Source organism: Leifsonia shinshuensis (genome assembly GCF_013410375.1).
GTDB classification, from domain to species: Bacteria; Actinomycetota; Actinomycetes; order Actinomycetales; family Microbacteriaceae; genus Leifsonia; species Leifsonia shinshuensis.
Genome location: NZ_JACCFL010000001.1, coordinates 2,885,784 through 2,900,875, shown reverse-complemented (window position 1 = coordinate 2,900,875; position 15,092 = coordinate 2,885,784). Strand labels below are relative to the sequence as shown.

Sequence of the window (15,092 nt, the reverse complement as noted above, 5' to 3'; positions counted from 1 at the left end):
GCCGGCCTCAGTTGCTCGTTCCCGAGTGCGACCGGTCCACGTAGCTCTTCGACCGCGAGATCTGCTGCTCCAGCGCGTCGACCGTCGCCGCCATGCTCTCCACCGCCTTCACCCGGTAGGTGTCGATGGAGTCCATCGTCGCGAACACGTTGTCGAACGCGTGTTGCAGGGTCTCGAGGCTGACGCCGGTGGAGATGGCCTCCTCGTGGACGCGTGCGGTCTGCTGGCGCAGCAGCTCGCCGGTGCGGTCGATCATCGAGTTCGTCGCGTCGTTCAGTGCGCTGATCTGGTCCAGGACCAGCTCCTGGTTGCCCAGCGCCTGCGCGACGATGATGGCGGTGCGCAGCGCGGCGACCGTCGTCGTGCGGGCGCGCTCGACGCCCTTGATCAGCTCGACGTTGTTCTTCCGGATGGCGTCGAGGGCGAGGTAGCCCTGGACGGACACCGCGATCTGGGTGGTCAGGTCCTGCCTGCGCTGCCGGATCGGGAACAGCGCGTCCGCGATCAGCGAGTCGGCGCGGCGCGGGTCGGTCGCGCGGAGCTGGGCGGCGCGCGCCTCGATGGACTCGTCCAGAGCCTTCGCGAGCGTGGCGTACTCGCCGAGCTTGCCCATCGTCGCCCACAGGTTGGCGCGCTCCAGGTCGATCGCCGCGTTGTCCTTGAGCAGGGCGTCCTGCCCCGAGATGAGGGCGGTGATGATCGCGTCCAGCTGCTTCTGCGCGGGCTGGTACCGCTCGAAGTAGCGCTTCAGCGACTTGCCGCCGGGGAGCCGCGCGAGCAGCCCCTTCGCCCCGGCCAGGTCGGCGTGGCCCGGGTCGAGCTCGGTGATCGTCGTCCGCAGCTGCTGCAGCGTCTGCGCCACCTGGGTCTGCGGATCCGACGGGCCGCCGCGCCCCCGCGCGGCCGCGAGCGACGACTCCGGCCGCTGCAGCATCCGGTTGGACACCTCGGAGGACGAGCGGATCTCCTGCACGCCCATCCGCGCGATCTCGTCCACCCGCCGGGTGAACTCCGGGCTGCCGGGCTCCACGCCGGCGAGGCCGGCGACGAACTCGTCCGCCTTGGCCGCGAGCGCCGCCCGCTTGTCCGGCGGGACCGCCACCATCCCGACGGCCTGCTCGCCGCCGACCTCCGGGACGGAGGCGGGAGGCGTGAGCGTCACCCCGGCCGGCGGCTCATCCGGCGGGGTCAACGGCTGGTTGAGGTCGAGCTCGGACATCGGTACTCCTCCCCGGTCAAGCACGGGATCGGTCCGGGCCTGACGTCAAGACGCTTGTGCCAACACTAGAACGAACAGTGCGGCCCGGGCGCGGGGTTCGGGCTACTCGCAGGTGCCGCGCTCCTCGCAGGTGCCGCGCTACGGGGTGGGCTCCCTGTCGCGCCCGACGGCGCTGGTGAACCCCGTGACCGGTTGGTTCTCATCGAATGCCGCCGCGCGTCGGCGGAAGCCCCGGGTGAGGATCAGCAGGTAGGCGAAGCCGATCGCCGTCCAGATCAGGCCGCCGATCAGCGCGTCCGCGTGCAGGTTCGCCCACAGGATGCCGGTCAGCACCATGCCGATGCCGGGCAGGACGATGAACGTCACGATGTCGCGGAAGCTCTTGCGGCGGCCCTGGCGGATGGCGAACCAGGCGATCACCGAGATGTTCACGAAGGTGAAGGCGATCAGCGCGCCGAAGTTGATGAAGGCGGAGATCAGTTCGAGCGAGAACGACATCGCCAGCAGGCAGATCGCGCCGACCAGCACGATGTTCAGCGTCGGCGTGTGCGTCTTCGGATCGATGTAACCGAAGAAGCGGCGGGGGAGGACGTTGTTGCGGCCCATCACCAGCAGCATCCGGGACACCGACGCGTGCGACGCCAGGCCGGAGGCGAGCGTGGCCGCGAACCCGGCGGAGACGAAGATCGCCTGGAAGACCGGACCGCCCACGATCAGGCCGATCTGGGGGAGCGGGTCGTCGGTGAACTCGCCGAACGGCGCGTTGGTCGGGAAGCGGAGCTGGGTGAAGAAGCCGGCGATGAGGAAGATCGCGCCGCCGATGACCACAGTCAGGAGGATCGCCCGCGGCATGATCTTCGGCGTCTTGGCCTCCTCGGCGTACATCGTCACCGCGTCGAAGCCGATGAACGAGAAGCAGACCACGGTGGCGCCGGTGAGGACGGCCGACAGGGTGACGCCGTCGTGGAAGAACGGCTTGAACGAGGCGACCGTCCCGTCGCCCGCACCGTTGGCGAGCTGCGCGATCACCATCACGACGAACACGGTCATGACGACGATGGCGAACACCAGCAGGATCATGTTGACGTTCGACGTGCCGCGCATCGTGAAGTAGATGAGCGCGGTGACCACCGCGCAGTAGATGACGACCCAGATCCAGCCGGGCACGTCCGGGAACACCTGCTCCAGGTAGAGCCGGATGATCAGGCAGTTCACCATCGGCAGCAGCACGTAGTCGATCAGGGAGGTCCAGCCGACCATGAAGCCGAGGTTCGGGTGGATGGACTCCCGCACGTAGGTGTACGCCGACCCGGCGCTCGGGATCGCGCCCGCCATCTTGCCGTAGCTGACGGCGGTGAACATCATCACGACGAGCGCCACCAGGTAGGCGGCGGGCACGGCGCCGCTGGTCTCGTCCGACACGATCCCGAACGTGTCGAACACGACGGTCGGCGTCATGTAGCCGAGGCCGAGGCCCACGATGGCCCACAGGCCGAGGTTGCGGCGGAGGGTGCCGGAGCGGGCGGGCGCGGGCGCAGTGGACGTCGTCGTCATGGGCTCTCCTTCGGGAAACGAGAACGGCGCGCTGAGCTCGCCAGCGGGGGTGGCAAAGGCGCAGCCGGTCGACTTCCCGCGACCTTAGCAGGAGAACGGGGGTTTTCTGAAAGAGTCCACAGAAACGCGGTGTGTATCGTCAGCGGGCGGAGGTCGCGACTACCCAGTCGAGCGCGACGCCGAGCGCGGTCAGGACTGAGACGTGGCCTTCGCGCGGTCGCAGCCAGAGCTCGCCGCGCCGCAGGCGCTCCAGCATCCAGCCGGCGTGCGTGGCCGGGATGACGCGGTCCCGTCCGCCCTGGACGAGCAGGGTGGGCGCGGCGACCGCGGCGGGCTCGACGCCCCACGGCGAGACGAACGCACGGTCGTCGTCCACTTCGCCGGCCGGCCCGGCGGCGCCGCCGGCTCCGGCGTCCGCGCCGAGCGCGGCCCACGCGCCCTCCAGCGTGCGGTAGTCGCGCTCGGTGAACGACTCCGGCTCGAACTGCGCGGTCTCCGCGTAGGCGAGGCGGGCCTCGCGGCCGGAGAGGGCGGCGCGCAGCCCACCCGGGTCGGCCATGCCTGCGAACCAGTCGACGTCGCCCCAGTACGGGGCGATCCCGGCGAACGACACCACCGCGTCCACCCGGTTCGGCGCGAGCGCGGCGCAGGCGAGCGCGTGCGGCCCGCCTCCGGAGGCGCCCAGGGTGGCGAAGCGGTCGACGCCGAGCCCGTCCAGCACGGCGAGCACGTCGGCGGCGGCGTCGGCGACCGTCCGGCCGGGGAGCGGGTCGGAGCCGGGGTATCCCGGGCGCGCGACCGACACGACGCGGAGGCCGCGAGTGGCGGCCGCCTCCGCGACCGGCGCGATGACGGCCCCGGTCTGCGGGGTGCCGTGGTGCCAGACGATGACGGGGGCGTCGGCCGCGGCGGCCGTGTCGCCGCCGGTGTCGGCTCCGCCGGTGTCGAAGAACCGGACCGCCCGACCGCCGGGGCGGGTGATCGTCCCGGGACGGCCTCCGGTCAGCTCCGCCACGCGTCCACCGCCGCCTGCAGCTCGGCCTTCCGCGCGGTCGGCGCGAACGACGCGTCGATCGAGGTGCGCGCGAACCGCTCGGCCTGCTCGGCCGTGACGCCGAGGGCGTCCCGGATGGCGAGGTAGTTGTCGCCGACGTAGCCGCCGAAGTAGGCCGGGTCGTCCGAGTTCACGGTCACGCGGACCCCGGCCGCGTCCAGCCGCAGCAGCGGGTGGGCGCTCAGGTCGGGGACCGTGCGCAGCCGGACGTTGGACAGCGGGCAGACCGTGAGCGGGATCCCGTCGGCGGCCAGTCGTGCCATCAGCTCCGGGTCCTCCGCCGCCCGGATGCCGTGGTCGACGCGCTCCACCCCCAGCAGGTCCAGCGCCTGCACGATGTAAGAGGGCGGCCCCTCCTCGCCGGCGTGCGCGACCGCGTGCAGCCCGGCGTCCTTCGCCCGTGCGAACACGCCCGCGAACAGCTCGGGCGGATAGCCGACCTCGGCGGAGTCGAGCCCGACGCCGAGCAGGCGCTCGGGCCGGGTGAGCGCGGCGGTCAGGACGGCGTCCGCGGACTCCACCGGCTGGTCGCGCAGGAAGCACAGGATGAGCCCGCCGGACACTCCGAGGTCGCGCTCGGCCTCCGCCAGCGCCCCGCCGATTCCGTCGATGACGGCCTCGATCGGGACGCCGCGCGCCACGTGCGCCTGCGGGTCGAAGAACAGCTCGGCGTGGCGGACGCCCTGCGCGGCCGCGGTCCGCAGGTAGCGCCGGGTGAGCTCGGCGAAGTCGTCCTCGGTGCGCAGCACGGCCATGGTCGCGTAGTACAGGTCGAGGAACGACTGCAGGTCGGAGAAGTCGTACTGCGCCGCCAGCTCCTCGACGGAGGCGTACGGGAGCTCGACCCCGTTCCGCCCGGCGAGCTCGAACGCCAGATCGGGCTCGAGGGTCCCCTCGATGTGCAAGTGCAGCTCGGCTTTCGGCAGGGCGAGAAGGGTGTCGTCGGAGGGCGGCGTGGTCATGCTTCGATCCTCCCACCGAATGAGACGGGATCGGGCATCGGGCGGATGCGGACCCCGACGCGGCGCCATTACCGTCGACGCCATGCCGTTCCTCGCCCGCCGCCGCGCCCTTCTGCTCGTGCTGGCGGCGGCCACCGTCGTCGTCGGCCTCACCGTCCACGAGACCCTGCAGAGCGCTGCGGGCGCCTTCGCCGGGGACGCGCTCTACGCCGTGCTCCTGTTCCTGCTGGTCGCGCTCGTCGTGCCGCGGGCGCCGGTCCTCGTCGTCGGCGGGGTCGCCTTCGCGGTGTGCGCCGCCGTGGAGGTACTCCAGCTCACCGGCGTGCCCGCTCGGCTGTCGGCGGCGATCCCCGGCGTCGAGCTGGTGCTCGGGTCGACGTTCCAGTGGGTCGATCTGGTCGCGTACGCGGTCGGCGCAAGCCTGGCCACGGCGGTCTCCGCCGGCGTGGAGCGGTGGCTCAGGAGACGCGCAGCAGGATCTTCCCGCGGTGCGCCGACGACTCCATCCGCCGGTGCGCCTGGGCGGCGTCCTCCAGCGGGAACACGGAGTCGATGACCGGGCGGACGGCGCCCGACTCCAGCAGCGGCCAGACGTGCTCGCGCACGGCGGCGATGATCGCGACGCGCTCGGCGAGCGGGCGGGCGCGCATCGTGGTGCCCTGGATGCGGGCGCGCTTGCTCATCAGGAGGCCCATGTCCACCGCGGCCGGGGTGCGGTCGCGGATCGCGATCGACATGATGCGGCCTCCGGTGGCGAGGGCGTCCAGGTCGCGGGCGATGTACGCGCCGCCCACGATGTCGAGCACGACGTCGGCGCCGCGGCCGTCGGTGAAGGCGCGCACGGCCTCCACGAAGTCGTCGGTGCGGTAGTCGACGGCCGCGTCCGCGCCGAGCCCGCGGCAGAAGGCGGCCTTCTCCGGGCTTCCCGCGGTCGCGATGACAGGGGAGCCGAGTGCGTGGGCGAGCTGGATGGCCATGCTGCCGATCCCGCTGGAGCCGCCGTGGACGAGCAGCGTCTCGCCGGGTGCGAGGGCGCCGAGGTCGAAGACGTTCGACCAGACGGTCGCGGCGACCTCGGGAAGGCCGGCGGCCTCCACCGGGTCCACGCCGGGTGGGATCGGGAGGACGAGGCCGGCGTCGACCGTCACGTACTCGGCGTAGCCGCCGCCGGGGAGCAGCGCGCAGACCGCGTCGCCCGCGCTCCAGCGGCCGGGCTCGACCTCCGCGCCGACCGCGTCGATGACGCCAGACACCTCGAGGCCTGGCCACTCCGGCGCGCCGGGCGGCGGCGGGTAGAAGCCACGTCGCTGGCTCAGGTCGGCCCCATTGAGGCCGGCCGCGATCACCCGGATGCGGACCTCGCGGGGCCCGGGCTGGGGATCGGGGACCTCGGCGAGGGTCAGGACCTCCGCCTCGCCCGGCTGCGGCACGATCACGGCGCGCATCAGCGGACCGCCGTCCCTGTGCTCGCCGGCTCCGCGGCGCGGGCGCCGGCGCCAGGACCGCCCCCCGCCCCGCCGTCGCCGGACCGGCCACCGCTTCCGCCGCCCGGCCCGGACCGGCGTCCCAGCACGTCGCGGATGCGCACCTTGCTGGAGTACTCGATCGACCCGTAGCGGAACAGTCGCACGGCCAGCCGGAGCACCACGAAGGAGAGGGCGAACAGCTCGACGATGATGATGATCGCCTGCCAGAGCGGCAGCGACCCGAACGCGTTGAGGATCAGCGCGGTGATCGGCGCGGTGTACGGGAAGTAGGCCAGGATCTGCACGATCGGCGCGTTCGGCGTGCTGATCGCGTAGCTGGAGGCGTAGATCGGGATGACCACCGCGAAGACGACCACCGAGAAGAACGGGGCCGCGTCCTTCGCGGTCGGCATCACCGCGCCGACGGCCACCAGCGTCCCGGTGAACAGCGCGAACCCGCCGATCGTGATGAGCGCGCCGACGATCATCTTCTGCGGGTCGAACACCAGCGTGCTCAGGTCGAGGTTGGGGATGGCGAGTTGGTCGCGGAAGAACAGGTACCCGACCACGACCGGCAGCGCGAAGACCGCGATCTGGATGATCCCCACCGCGAACAGCGACACCACCTTCCCGACCAGGAGGTTGGTCGGGTTGATCGTCGTCAGGATCATCTCGGTGACCCGGTTCTCCTTCTCCTCCAGGGTGGAGTTCAGCATCTGGTTGCCGAGGAAGACGATCACGATGAAGAACGCGGCCAGGAAGATCAGGGCGGGCAGGATCGCCTCGAAGCCGGGAGCGACCGCGCCGTCCTTGAACGTCGTCGTGGCGGTGTTGGTCTCGCCGCGGAGGATCGCGACGTCCACCGGGCTGTTCAGCTTCTCCTCCACGCTCGCCGCCAGCAGCGACTGGGCGACGGCGGAGTACTTGCTGTTCTGGAAGACGCCGGCGTCGGCGCCGTAGACCCGGATCGTCTGCTTGGACGGGTCGGCGGGGTAATCGAAGAACGCCGGGGTCCCGCCGATCTGCACCTCCTCGACGCCCTCGGCGCTGCTGGCGACCTCCTTTCCGCCGTAGCTGTGCGCGACGGAGGGGTCGACCAGGCCGGAGGCGTCGGTGTAGAGGAAGTCGAAGCGCGCGTTCTTCTGCTGGTCGGCGGTGTTGGCGCTGGAGACGTTCGCCGAGATGACGAGCGCGCCCAGCCCGAACACCAGGATCGGCAGGATGAGCGTCACCGCCCAGAAGCTGCGCTTCTTGATCGTGCGCGTGAACTCGAAGCCGATGACGGTGCTGAGGTTGTGGCGGGCCATCGTCAGTCCTCCTGGCTCTCGGCGCCGTACACCTCGACGAAGATGTCGTCGAGCGATTTCCGGGTGGGGGCGAAACGGGTGACGTGGAGGCCGGCCTCCACGAGGGAGCGCAGGATCGCCGCGGTGTCGGCGTCGTTCGCGACCTCCAGCTCGGCGTGGCCGTGCTCGTCGGACGCGACCCGGTAGGCGGGGGAGGGCGGGATCGCGCCGTCGTGGTCGACGTGGACGACCGTGCCGCCGAACTGCTCCTGCACCTCCGAGACGGTGCCGTAGGCGCGGGAGACCCCGTCCTTCAGGAGGATGACGCGGTCGCAGAGCCGCTCCACCTCCTCCATCTGGTGGGTGACCATCATGACCGTGGAACCGGCGCGCTTCTGGTCGTCGATGATGTCCATGAGGAGCCGCCGGTTGACCGGGTCGAAGCCCTTCGTCGGCTCGTCGAGGATGAGGAGCTCGGGCTGGTTCATGATCGTGACGCCGAGCTGGACCTTCTGCTGCTGGCCGCCGGAGAGCTTGTCGAGCCGGACCTTCTCCTTGTCGCCGATGCCGACCCGCTCGAGGTAGTCGCGCGACCAGCGCCGGGCCTGCTCCGCGCCGAGGCCTTTCAGCCGGCCGAAGTAGACCATGACGTCGATGACGGATTCCTTCTTGTAGAGCCCGCGCTCCTCCGGCAGGTAGCCGAGGCGCTCGCCGGCCTCGGGCGAGAAGTCCTTCCCGTCGATGTGGAGGACTCCGGCGGTCGGCTGGTAGATGCCGAGCAGCGCGCGGATGGTCGTGGTCTTGCCGGAGCCGTTGCTGCCGAGGAACCCGAATGTCTCGCCGCGGACGATGTCGAAGGAGAGGTCGCGGATGACGGTGGTCCGGCCGAAGTCCATGCGGAAGCCGGCGATGTGCACGAGCGGCTCGTCGGTGTGCGTGTTCACAGGGTCGAGCCTATTGGGTGGCGGGGCGTGCGGGCCGGGGCTGCGGCGCGAGGCGCGGGCTATGAAAGTGTTGTCGGGCGTCGAAGCCGTGTCACGCGAGCGCGTCGAGCAGGGCGGCGTGCAGCAGGCCGTTGGAGGCCAGCGAGGAGCCGTGCGACGGACCCGGCTCGCCCGTCACCGAGGTGAAGGCTCCGCCGGCCTCCTCCACGATCGGGATGAGCGCCGCCAGGTCGTAGGTCTTCACGTCGAACTCGCCGACCGCGTCCAGCAGCCCCTCCGCCAGCAGCATGTAGGACCACATGTCGCCGTAGGCGCGGTCCCGCCACACCCGCCGGGTGAGCGCGACGAGCCGGTCGAGGTAGCCGGCCTGGTCCCACTGCGCGATGCTCTGGAAGCTGATCGACGCGTTCGCGAGGTCGTCGACGCCCGACACCCGGATGGGCCGCGGCTCCGCGCCGGGGGCGTCCGTCGTCCACGCACCGCCGCCGGTCACCGCCCACCAGCGCTTGCCGAGCGCGGGGGAGCTGACCACGCCGACGCTCGGAGTCCCGTTCTCCGCGAGTGCGATGAGCGTCCCCCACACCGGGACGCCGCGCAGGTAGTTGGAGGTCCCGTCGATCGGGTCGAGGATCCACTGCCGCGCGGCGCTGCCCTCGGTGCCGTACTCCTCACCGAGGATGCCGTCCCCGGGCCGTTCGGCGGCGATGGCCTCGCGGATGGCCCGCTCGACGGCCAGATCGGCCTCGGTGACGAAGGTCCGGTCCGGCTTGGTGTCGATGTGGAGGCCGCGCTCGCGGAAGTGCGCGGACGAGATCGAGTCGGCGAGGTCAGCGAGCCGGAGCGCGAACGCCAGGTCGTCGGAGCGGAGCGGGGCGGTGTCGCGTGCGTCGGTCACGCCAGGAGCCTAGCGGCCACGCGCGGGGACACGCCCGGGCGTCCCGCCCGGCCGCCCCCGATTGGCGTCCCGCCCGAATCGGATGCTAATGTTGAGCCTCGGTCCGGGAAACCGGAACGAATGCGCCTCTAGCTCAATCGGCAGAGCAATTGACTCTTAATCAATGGGTTCAGGGTTCAAGTCCCTGGGGGCGCACCCAACACCGCAGGTGGCGAGAAGCCCCCGATCCCTTGGAAACACTGGGATCGGGGGCTTCTTCGTTTTCGTGGGTGGGTGTGTGATGAGGCTGTTTGCCGACATTTTGTCCACATCTCAATTCGCCGCGCATCGCGACCGGTCTGCTCGAGTTGAAGCCGTCGCGGCGACGCGGATGTAGTTAGAAGGGACGCATCGTGGTAACCGCCCGTCCGACCGCGAAGCAGGGCGTTCCTACTACGTCGGGTTGGCGCTGACGAGTTCGAGTGAACTTCCCGCAGCACAAGGGTTGGCGTCACGCTAAGAGCGCCTGCGGCCTGTGACGCGGTCGTTCCGAGTTTGCGAGCCCCTGTCCGATGATTGGGCTATGAGTGATCGGCATTCGGCGTGATGGTCCGGGTGGAGCCGGCGACGGTCGAGCGTTGGATGGATATCGCGAAGGTCTTCGGCCCGCTAGGCCGCAGAGCCGACTCGTGCTGGTGTCAGCGCTTCCGTGAAGGCGCCGCTCCCGACAACCGGGCCGCGCTGCACGCAGAAGTCGCTCACGCCGGCGTTCCCGTCGGCCTCATCGCCTACGACGGTGATCAGGCGGTGGGGTGGACGCGCGTTGTGCCACGGTCGACGCTACCGGGGATCGCTCGGAACCGGGCGCTCGCCCGAATCCTGGACGACGATCCGGCCGCCTGGTGGGTGGCCTGCTTCGTGGTGCGGCGGGACCATCGCCAGGCCGGAATCGGAGTGCAGCTGTTGGGGGCGGCGGTCGAATGGGCCGGGAGCCACGGGGCCAGCGTCTTGGACGGCCATCCCGTCGACACCGACCGGCTCACGGGGAAACCCTCGCCGTCCGCAGTCTTCACCGGAACCCTCAGGATGTTCGAACGGGTCGGCTTCGCTGAGCTCGGCCGCACCTTCCCCAGTCGGCCGGTCATGCGACGCACGCTCACGGCGTAACGGCTGCGCCGGGGTCGCAGACAACCACAGCCGCACACCCAGCGGGGGCGTCCCCGACCGCACGCGAAACGTGTCCGTAGGCGGGTACCTCACCGGTGCGCGTCTTCTCCGCTGCACGTTGAGGTGCGAGCTGGCGGCGGTAGCGCACGTAAGTCCAGCACAGTGAAGTGCGCGGTGGCAGGGCGTGGCCGTAGCCGCGTCCGGGGTCGCTTCTCTGAGTGACCGACTCGACTGCTCAGAAGCGACGTGCCTGAATGCCTGATCGTGCGCGGTGGTCACGGCCCTCGCGCTGTGCGGACCGCTCAGCGCCGCGCCGGGTCCAGGTTCACGCCGATCCCGTACTTCAGATAGGGCTGTGGGGATCCGATCAGCAGCTCAGGGTTGAGCCACACCAGCTGCGTCTCCGTGAGGCCGAAGCGGCGCGAGACCTGGTAGAGCGTGTCGCCCTCGCTCGGCACGTAGTAGGCGAGCGTGCTGCCATCGAGGACTGTGCGGCCGCGCGCGTTCGCCTCCGAGCCGTGGTCCAGCGGGGCGAGGCCTGGGTATGCCGGTGGCAGCGTCCAGTCGAGAGTCGCGACGGCGAACACCCGCGCGTCGCCGTCCGGTGATTCCTCTAGCGAGTGCAGGAAGGTGGGGTCGCCGGCGGCGGGGGAGTCGAGCGGCGCCCGCATGACGAGCTCACCGTCGGTGCTCGTCGTGGCGGTCACGACGCCGTAGTAGTTCTGGTCCTGGATGTTCTCCGGCCGGCCGTCATGCCTCTTGCCGGTCAACATCAGCTGGATCCCGGCGAGATTCACCGCCGCGGGGTCGTCCGGCCGGATGTGCACGTCGAGTACGTGGTCCTCACCGACCACGATGCGCACCGCGCCCGTCAGCGGATGGTCGGTGACCGTACCCGGGATCGGGTCGTGCGAGACCAGCTTCAGCTGGCCGGTGCCGATGGTCTGGCCCGCTACCAGGAGGTTGGGGAGCTGCTGCGCGTTCGCCGATGGATCCGCGTCCGGACTCGACGTCGCCGATCTCGTGGCCGGGTGCGCCGGAGCGTCCAGCAGCGTGCATCCCGACACCAGTGCCAGCAGAGTCGCAGCGCAGGCGGCGGCCGAGGCCGCCTTCATCCCCCCGTGGATCATGGGTCGACCCTAGCAAGCGGGGGCCGGACAGTTCCCGAGCATTCGCATCATCCACGATCCCGGCAACAAACTTCCCCTGGCGGTGAACCGCGCGCAAGCTGTCGTGGCACGCTTCAGCTGAGGCGGTCCGGGTCCGGGGCGACTCCGCGGCGCGCGCCATGCTCTTCGTCCTTTGCGCCTTCGCGGCGGTGGTCCCCTGGCTGATGGGCACGCTGATCGGCGTGTGGTCGCGGAAGCGGAGCAGCGAGCTGGAGCTCGCACGCGCGACGAGCGATCTGCGCGCGGCCGAGACCGAGGCGGTCGTCGCCGAGGAGCGTCCCGCCGCGGTGGCGCCGGACTCACCGTCACGATGGAACGCTTCGGGGACGGCGGCGGCCTCACCGCGGCCCGGGAGCTCGCGGTCTAACGCATCGTGCAGGAGGGGCTGACCAACGCCCTCGAAGCTGTCGAATAGTGTCGGTCAGGCGATGGCAGGTGTCGACATTGCCGCGAAGGGGCGTCCGGACATATGGGCCAACAATGGCGGTTGTGGTTGACCAGGGTTGCCCAGTTTCTGAACGCGCTGATGGAGGGCGTCTTGGACAGTTTCCGCCGGTGATCGCCGGCGGATGCGGGGTCCCTCGATCTTTAAGCGATGAGCCGTGTTGACCCCCGTTGGTGGAGACGCGGGTGCAGCTCCAGGGCCAGGTCGACGCGTTGATCCCTCGCGGGCGGGAGCGCCGATTACCCCGTTCAGCGATGCGGCCCACGTAGTGCCGCCGAGCGCCCGCGCGTCGGTGCACGCCCGGAGGTCGCTCTCGCCGAGCCGAGACCCCGCAAGCTCGTTCTACCCCCACGTCCGCTCGGCGACACGAGCCGCGACCACGGAGGGACCCGCGTCGCCGGCCTCGACCGACTCGCCCAGGGCGAGCGTGTCCAGGATCGTCGACAGCTGTCCCGCGCGTTCGAGGTGCCAGGCGAGGCCGGCCGGGTCGTCCGCGTGTCGTGCTCTGAGCCGTTCGGCGATCACCTCGGGAGACGCGACGAGCCGTACCACGCGGAGCCGGCCTCCGACCGCATCCTCGTACCGCGGGAGAAAGTCTCGTCTCTCGATGACGCCGGCGAGGATCAGCCTCTGCGCGCCGGCCTCACGGTAGTTCGCGGCCAATGCGGCCAGGTTCCGCAGCTCGAGGCTGACGTTGAACGGGTCGCCGTCGGGCGCGGGACGGAAGGAGCGGATGGCGTCCAGGTCGAGGACCGCGTGCGGCGACGCCTCGGCCGCACTCATCGCCTCCGCGACGGTGCTCTTGCCCACGCCGACCGTGCCGTTCAGGAACACCGTCTGCATGGGACGACCCTACCGGGGGTCGCGAGTGAGCCTCCCCGCGGCCCGTGCGCTCCCAGGGAGGCTGCCGAGCGTTCGTGCAGGCGTGCCGCCCGGCACGGTGCCGATCCGTCCGCCCGTCATCACCTCTCAGCCCTGGGGCTGAACTCCATGCGGATGTCCGCCGTCCCGTCTCCCGCGCGCCCTAGCGTGTCCGTATGAGTTCGTTCCTGCACCGCGGCCGCTGGCTGTTCGAGCCCGCGCTGGCCGTGGCCTTCTTCGTCTTCTGGGCGATCGATCTCGTCGGCCGGCATCAGCTCGGGCCGGGGATGCTCCGCTCGACGGTGCCGTTCTGGGCCGCGCTCCTCCTGCTGGCGGTGGCGATCGGCGTGTCGCACCTCCAGCCGATCCTGGCGATGGCGCTCGGGACCGCCGTGCTGTTCGGCCAGTTGCTGTTCCCCTCGGCGATCTTCGAGGAGCCGCTGGTCTACCTCGGGTACGCGATCGTGATCGTCGTCGTGGCCGCCCGCGTGCACGGTCGGATGCGGGTGGGGGCGCTGGTCTTCGCCGTCGGGAGCGGCGTGTCGGCGGCCGGGCTGCTCGCGTGGTGGCTGGGCGTCGGCCGGGGCGACGCGGGTGCGCGGGCCATGTTCTTCGTCCTGTGCGCCTTCGCGGCGGTGATCGCCTGGCTGATGGGCACGCTGATCGGCGTGTGGACGCGGAAGCGGAGCAGCGAGCTGGAGCTCGCACGCGCGACGAGCGATCTGCGCGCGGCCGAGACCGAGGCGGTCGTCGCCGAGGAGCGCGAGCGCATCGCCCAGGATGTGCACGACATCATGGCGCACTCGCTGTCGGTGATCCTCGCCCAGGCCGACGGGGCGCGGCTGCTGGCCGAGGAGCGTCCCGCCGCGGTGGCGCCGTCGCTCGCGACCATCGCCTCCACGGCGCGCTCCTCGCTGACGGAGGTCCGCGTCCTCATCGAGACCCTCGTCGGCACGCCGGACGGTCCGGCGCACCCGGGGACGGACGACCTGGACGAGCTCGTCTCGCGGCTCAGCGGCTCCGGACTCACCGTCACGATGGAACGCTTCGGCGACGGCGGCGGCCTCACCGCGGCCCAGGAACTCGCGGTGTACCGCATCGTGCAGGAGGGGCTGACCAACGCCCTCAAGCACGCGGGGCCGGGAGCCGTGGTGCGCGTCGCCCTGGACGGACGCGACGATGGGATGGCGCTCTCCATCGCCTCCCGCCCCGACGCCCCCGCCGGTGCGCCCGCTCCGGCGAACGCGGCCGGACGCGGCCTGATCGGCATGCGCGAGCGGGCGAGGCTCGCGGGCGGCTGGCTCGACGCGGGCGAAGACGACGACGTCCCGGGAGGGTTCCTGGTGACGGCCTACCTCCCCGCCGCCGGCCGGACGGAGGCGACGGCATGATCCGGGTCGCCGTCGCGGACGACCAGCCGCTGTTCTGCGCCGGCCTGCAGATGATGATCGAGTCCCAGAGCGACCTGGCCTTCGTGGGGGCCGCCGCGGACGGTCGGCAGGCGGTCGAGCTGGCGCGCTCGCAGCGTCCGGAGGTGATCCTGATGGACATCCGGATGCCGGTGATGGACGGCATCGCGGCCACGCGCGCCATCCGCGGCGAGTCCCCGTCGGAGTGCCCGCGGATCGTCGTCCTCACGACGTTCGACCGCGACGAGGCGGTGGCCTCCGCACTGCGAGCCGGAGCCGACGGATTCCTGCTCAAGGACGCGACGCCGGACTTCATCCTCGCCGCGATCCGGACGGTCCACGAGGGGAACTCGGTCATCGCGCCGAAGTCGACCAGCGAACTGCTGCGCACCCTCGCACGGCGTCGTCCGGAGGCGATCGAGCCACTGTCCGTCCGCGAGAAGGAGGTGTTCCTGCTCGCGGCGCGCGGTCTGAGCAACGCCGAGATCGGCCGGACGGCGTTCATCTCCGAGGCGACGGTCAAGTCCCACATCCGGAGCATCCTCGCCAAGCTCGGCATCACGTCCCGCGTGCAGCTGGTGGCGTTCGCCTACGAGAACGGGCTTGTGCGCTGAAGCGCTCAGGTCGCCCCGTCTCGGAATCGAACGGCTGAGCCATCGCCGAACCGGGCGCGTCAGAGGAC

14 protein-coding genes and 1 tRNA gene are annotated in these 15,092 nt (G+C 71.0%); 5 read left to right on the top strand and 10 right to left on the bottom strand.

The annotated features are described in order from the left end of the window. Window positions 1–7: 7 nt before the first annotated feature. From HNR13_RS14100 to HNR13_RS14085, 4 genes are all read right to left on the bottom strand, one after another. A complete protein-coding gene (locus HNR13_RS14100; protein WP_179606729.1) occupies window positions 8–1,219 on the bottom strand; it encodes a toxic anion resistance protein in 1,212 nt (403 codons plus the stop codon). A gap of 138 nt (window positions 1,220–1,357) precedes the next feature. Beyond that, entirely contained in the window at window positions 1,358–2,773 is a 1,416-nt protein-coding gene (locus HNR13_RS14095) for an APC family permease (RefSeq protein WP_179606727.1), read from the bottom strand. A gap of 139 nt (window positions 2,774–2,912) precedes the next feature. Then, window positions 2,913–3,788, bottom strand: coding sequence for an alpha/beta fold hydrolase (locus HNR13_RS14090; RefSeq protein ID WP_343063560.1), 876 nt, complete (start codon window positions 3,786–3,788; stop codon window positions 2,913–2,915). Continuing rightward, entirely contained in the window at window positions 3,776–4,789 is a 1,014-nt protein-coding gene (locus tag HNR13_RS14085) for an adenosine deaminase (RefSeq protein WP_179606725.1), read from the bottom strand. Before HNR13_RS14085 ends, HNR13_RS14090 begins: the two co-directional genes overlap by 13 nt. Window positions 4,790–4,871: 82 nt before the next feature. Here HNR13_RS14085 and HNR13_RS14080 point away from each other — a divergent pair, with 82 nt between their 5' ends. Beyond that, window positions 4,872–5,345, top strand: a complete 474-nt coding sequence (locus HNR13_RS14080) for a ribosomal maturation YjgA family protein (protein WP_179606723.1) — start codon at window positions 4,872–4,874, stop codon at window positions 5,343–5,345. Here HNR13_RS14080 and HNR13_RS14075 read toward each other — a convergent pair. The 4 genes from HNR13_RS14075 to HNR13_RS14060 form a co-directional block, all read right to left on the bottom strand. Then, window positions 5,248–6,234 (bottom strand): NAD(P)H-quinone oxidoreductase, encoded by a 987-nt coding sequence (locus tag HNR13_RS14075; protein WP_179606721.1) that lies wholly within the window; start codon window positions 6,232–6,234, stop codon window positions 5,248–5,250. The genes HNR13_RS14080 and HNR13_RS14075 overlap by 98 nt on opposite strands. After that, window positions 6,234–7,562 carry an ABC transporter permease gene (locus HNR13_RS14070; protein WP_179606719.1) on the bottom strand — a complete coding sequence of 443 codons (1,329 nt, stop codon included), beginning with the start codon at window positions 7,560–7,562 and terminating at the stop codon, window positions 6,234–6,236. Before HNR13_RS14070 ends, HNR13_RS14075 begins: the two co-directional genes overlap by 1 nt. Window positions 7,563–7,564: 2 nt before the next feature. Beyond that, window positions 7,565–8,437, bottom strand: coding sequence for an ABC transporter ATP-binding protein (locus HNR13_RS14065; protein WP_179609493.1), 873 nt, complete (start codon window positions 8,435–8,437; stop codon window positions 7,565–7,567). A 139-nt stretch (window positions 8,438–8,576) separates the two neighbouring features. Beyond that, window positions 8,577–9,380 carry an inositol monophosphatase family protein gene (locus HNR13_RS14060; protein ID WP_179606717.1) on the bottom strand — a complete coding sequence of 268 codons (804 nt, stop codon included), beginning with the start codon at window positions 9,378–9,380 and terminating at the stop codon, window positions 8,577–8,579. Window positions 9,381–9,502: 122 nt separating this feature from the next. Between HNR13_RS14060 and HNR13_RS14055 the strand changes: the two genes are divergently transcribed. Both HNR13_RS14055 and HNR13_RS14050 read left to right on the top strand, forming a co-directional pair. Continuing rightward, window positions 9,503–9,575 (top strand) — tRNA-Lys (locus tag HNR13_RS14055). A 390-nt stretch (window positions 9,576–9,965) separates the two neighbouring features. Beyond that, the gene (locus HNR13_RS14050; protein ID WP_218881678.1) at window positions 9,966–10,526 is read left to right on the top strand and encodes a GNAT family N-acetyltransferase; all 561 of its coding nucleotides are present in this window, start codon (window positions 9,966–9,968) and stop codon (window positions 10,524–10,526) included. A gap of 302 nt (window positions 10,527–10,828) precedes the next feature. Here HNR13_RS14050 and HNR13_RS14045 read toward each other — a convergent pair whose 3' ends face one another. Both HNR13_RS14045 and HNR13_RS14040 read right to left on the bottom strand, forming a co-directional pair. Continuing rightward, window positions 10,829–11,656, bottom strand: a complete 828-nt coding sequence (locus HNR13_RS14045; protein WP_246312776.1) for a LysM peptidoglycan-binding domain-containing protein — start codon at window positions 11,654–11,656, stop codon at window positions 10,829–10,831. 826 nt (window positions 11,657–12,482) lie between these two features. Next, complete coding sequence (locus HNR13_RS14040) at window positions 12,483–12,983, bottom strand: AAA family ATPase (protein WP_179606713.1); 501 nt, start codon at window positions 12,981–12,983, stop codon at window positions 12,483–12,485. Between the two features lie 194 nt (window positions 12,984–13,177). Between HNR13_RS14040 and HNR13_RS14035 the strand changes: the two genes are divergently transcribed. After that, window positions 13,178–14,392, top strand: a complete 1,215-nt coding sequence (locus tag HNR13_RS14035; RefSeq protein ID WP_179606711.1) for a sensor histidine kinase — start codon at window positions 13,178–13,180, stop codon at window positions 14,390–14,392. Then, window positions 14,389–15,024: a response regulator gene (locus tag HNR13_RS14030; RefSeq protein ID WP_179606709.1), complete on the top strand. Its 636-nt coding sequence runs from the start codon at window positions 14,389–14,391 to the stop codon at window positions 15,022–15,024. Before HNR13_RS14035 ends, HNR13_RS14030 begins: the two co-directional genes overlap by 4 nt. Window positions 15,025–15,092 lie beyond the last annotated feature (68 nt).

What these genes read in the sequence shown, in the direction of transcription:
- HNR13_RS14075 (WP_179606721.1), bottom strand. Translation starts at nt 6,234, where the DNA reads ATGCGCGCCGTGATCGTGCCGCAGCCGGGCGAGGCGGAGGTCCTGACC.
- HNR13_RS14065 (WP_179609493.1), bottom strand. Translation starts at nt 8,437, where the DNA reads ATGGACTTCGGCCGGACCACCGTCATCCGCGACCTCTCCTTCGACATC.
- HNR13_RS14040 (WP_179606713.1), bottom strand. Translation starts at nt 12,983, where the DNA reads ATGCAGACGGTGTTCCTGAACGGCACGGTCGGCGTGGGCAAGAGCACC.
- HNR13_RS14070 (WP_179606719.1), bottom strand. Translation starts at nt 7,562, where the DNA reads ATGGCCCGCCACAACCTCAGCACCGTCATCGGCTTCGAGTTCACGCGC.
- HNR13_RS14080 (WP_179606723.1), top strand. Translation starts at nt 4,872, where the DNA reads ATGCCGTTCCTCGCCCGCCGCCGCGCCCTTCTGCTCGTGCTGGCGGCG.
- HNR13_RS14085 (WP_179606725.1), bottom strand. Translation starts at nt 4,789, where the DNA reads ATGACCACGCCGCCCTCCGACGACACCCTTCTCGCCCTGCCGAAAGCC.
- HNR13_RS14095 (WP_179606727.1), bottom strand. Translation starts at nt 2,773, where the DNA reads ATGACGACGACGTCCACTGCGCCCGCGCCCGCCCGCTCCGGCACCCTC.
- HNR13_RS14100 (WP_179606729.1), bottom strand. Translation starts at nt 1,219, where the DNA reads ATGTCCGAGCTCGACCTCAACCAGCCGTTGACCCCGCCGGATGAGCCG.
- HNR13_RS14030 (WP_179606709.1), top strand. Translation starts at nt 14,389, where the DNA reads ATGATCCGGGTCGCCGTCGCGGACGACCAGCCGCTGTTCTGCGCCGGC.
- HNR13_RS14045 (WP_246312776.1), bottom strand. Translation starts at nt 11,656, where the DNA reads ATGATCCACGGGGGGATGAAGGCGGCCTCGGCCGCCGCCTGCGCTGCG.
- HNR13_RS14035 (WP_179606711.1), top strand. Translation starts at nt 13,178, where the DNA reads ATGAGTTCGTTCCTGCACCGCGGCCGCTGGCTGTTCGAGCCCGCGCTG.
- HNR13_RS14050 (WP_218881678.1), top strand. Translation starts at nt 9,966, where the DNA reads ATGGTCCGGGTGGAGCCGGCGACGGTCGAGCGTTGGATGGATATCGCG.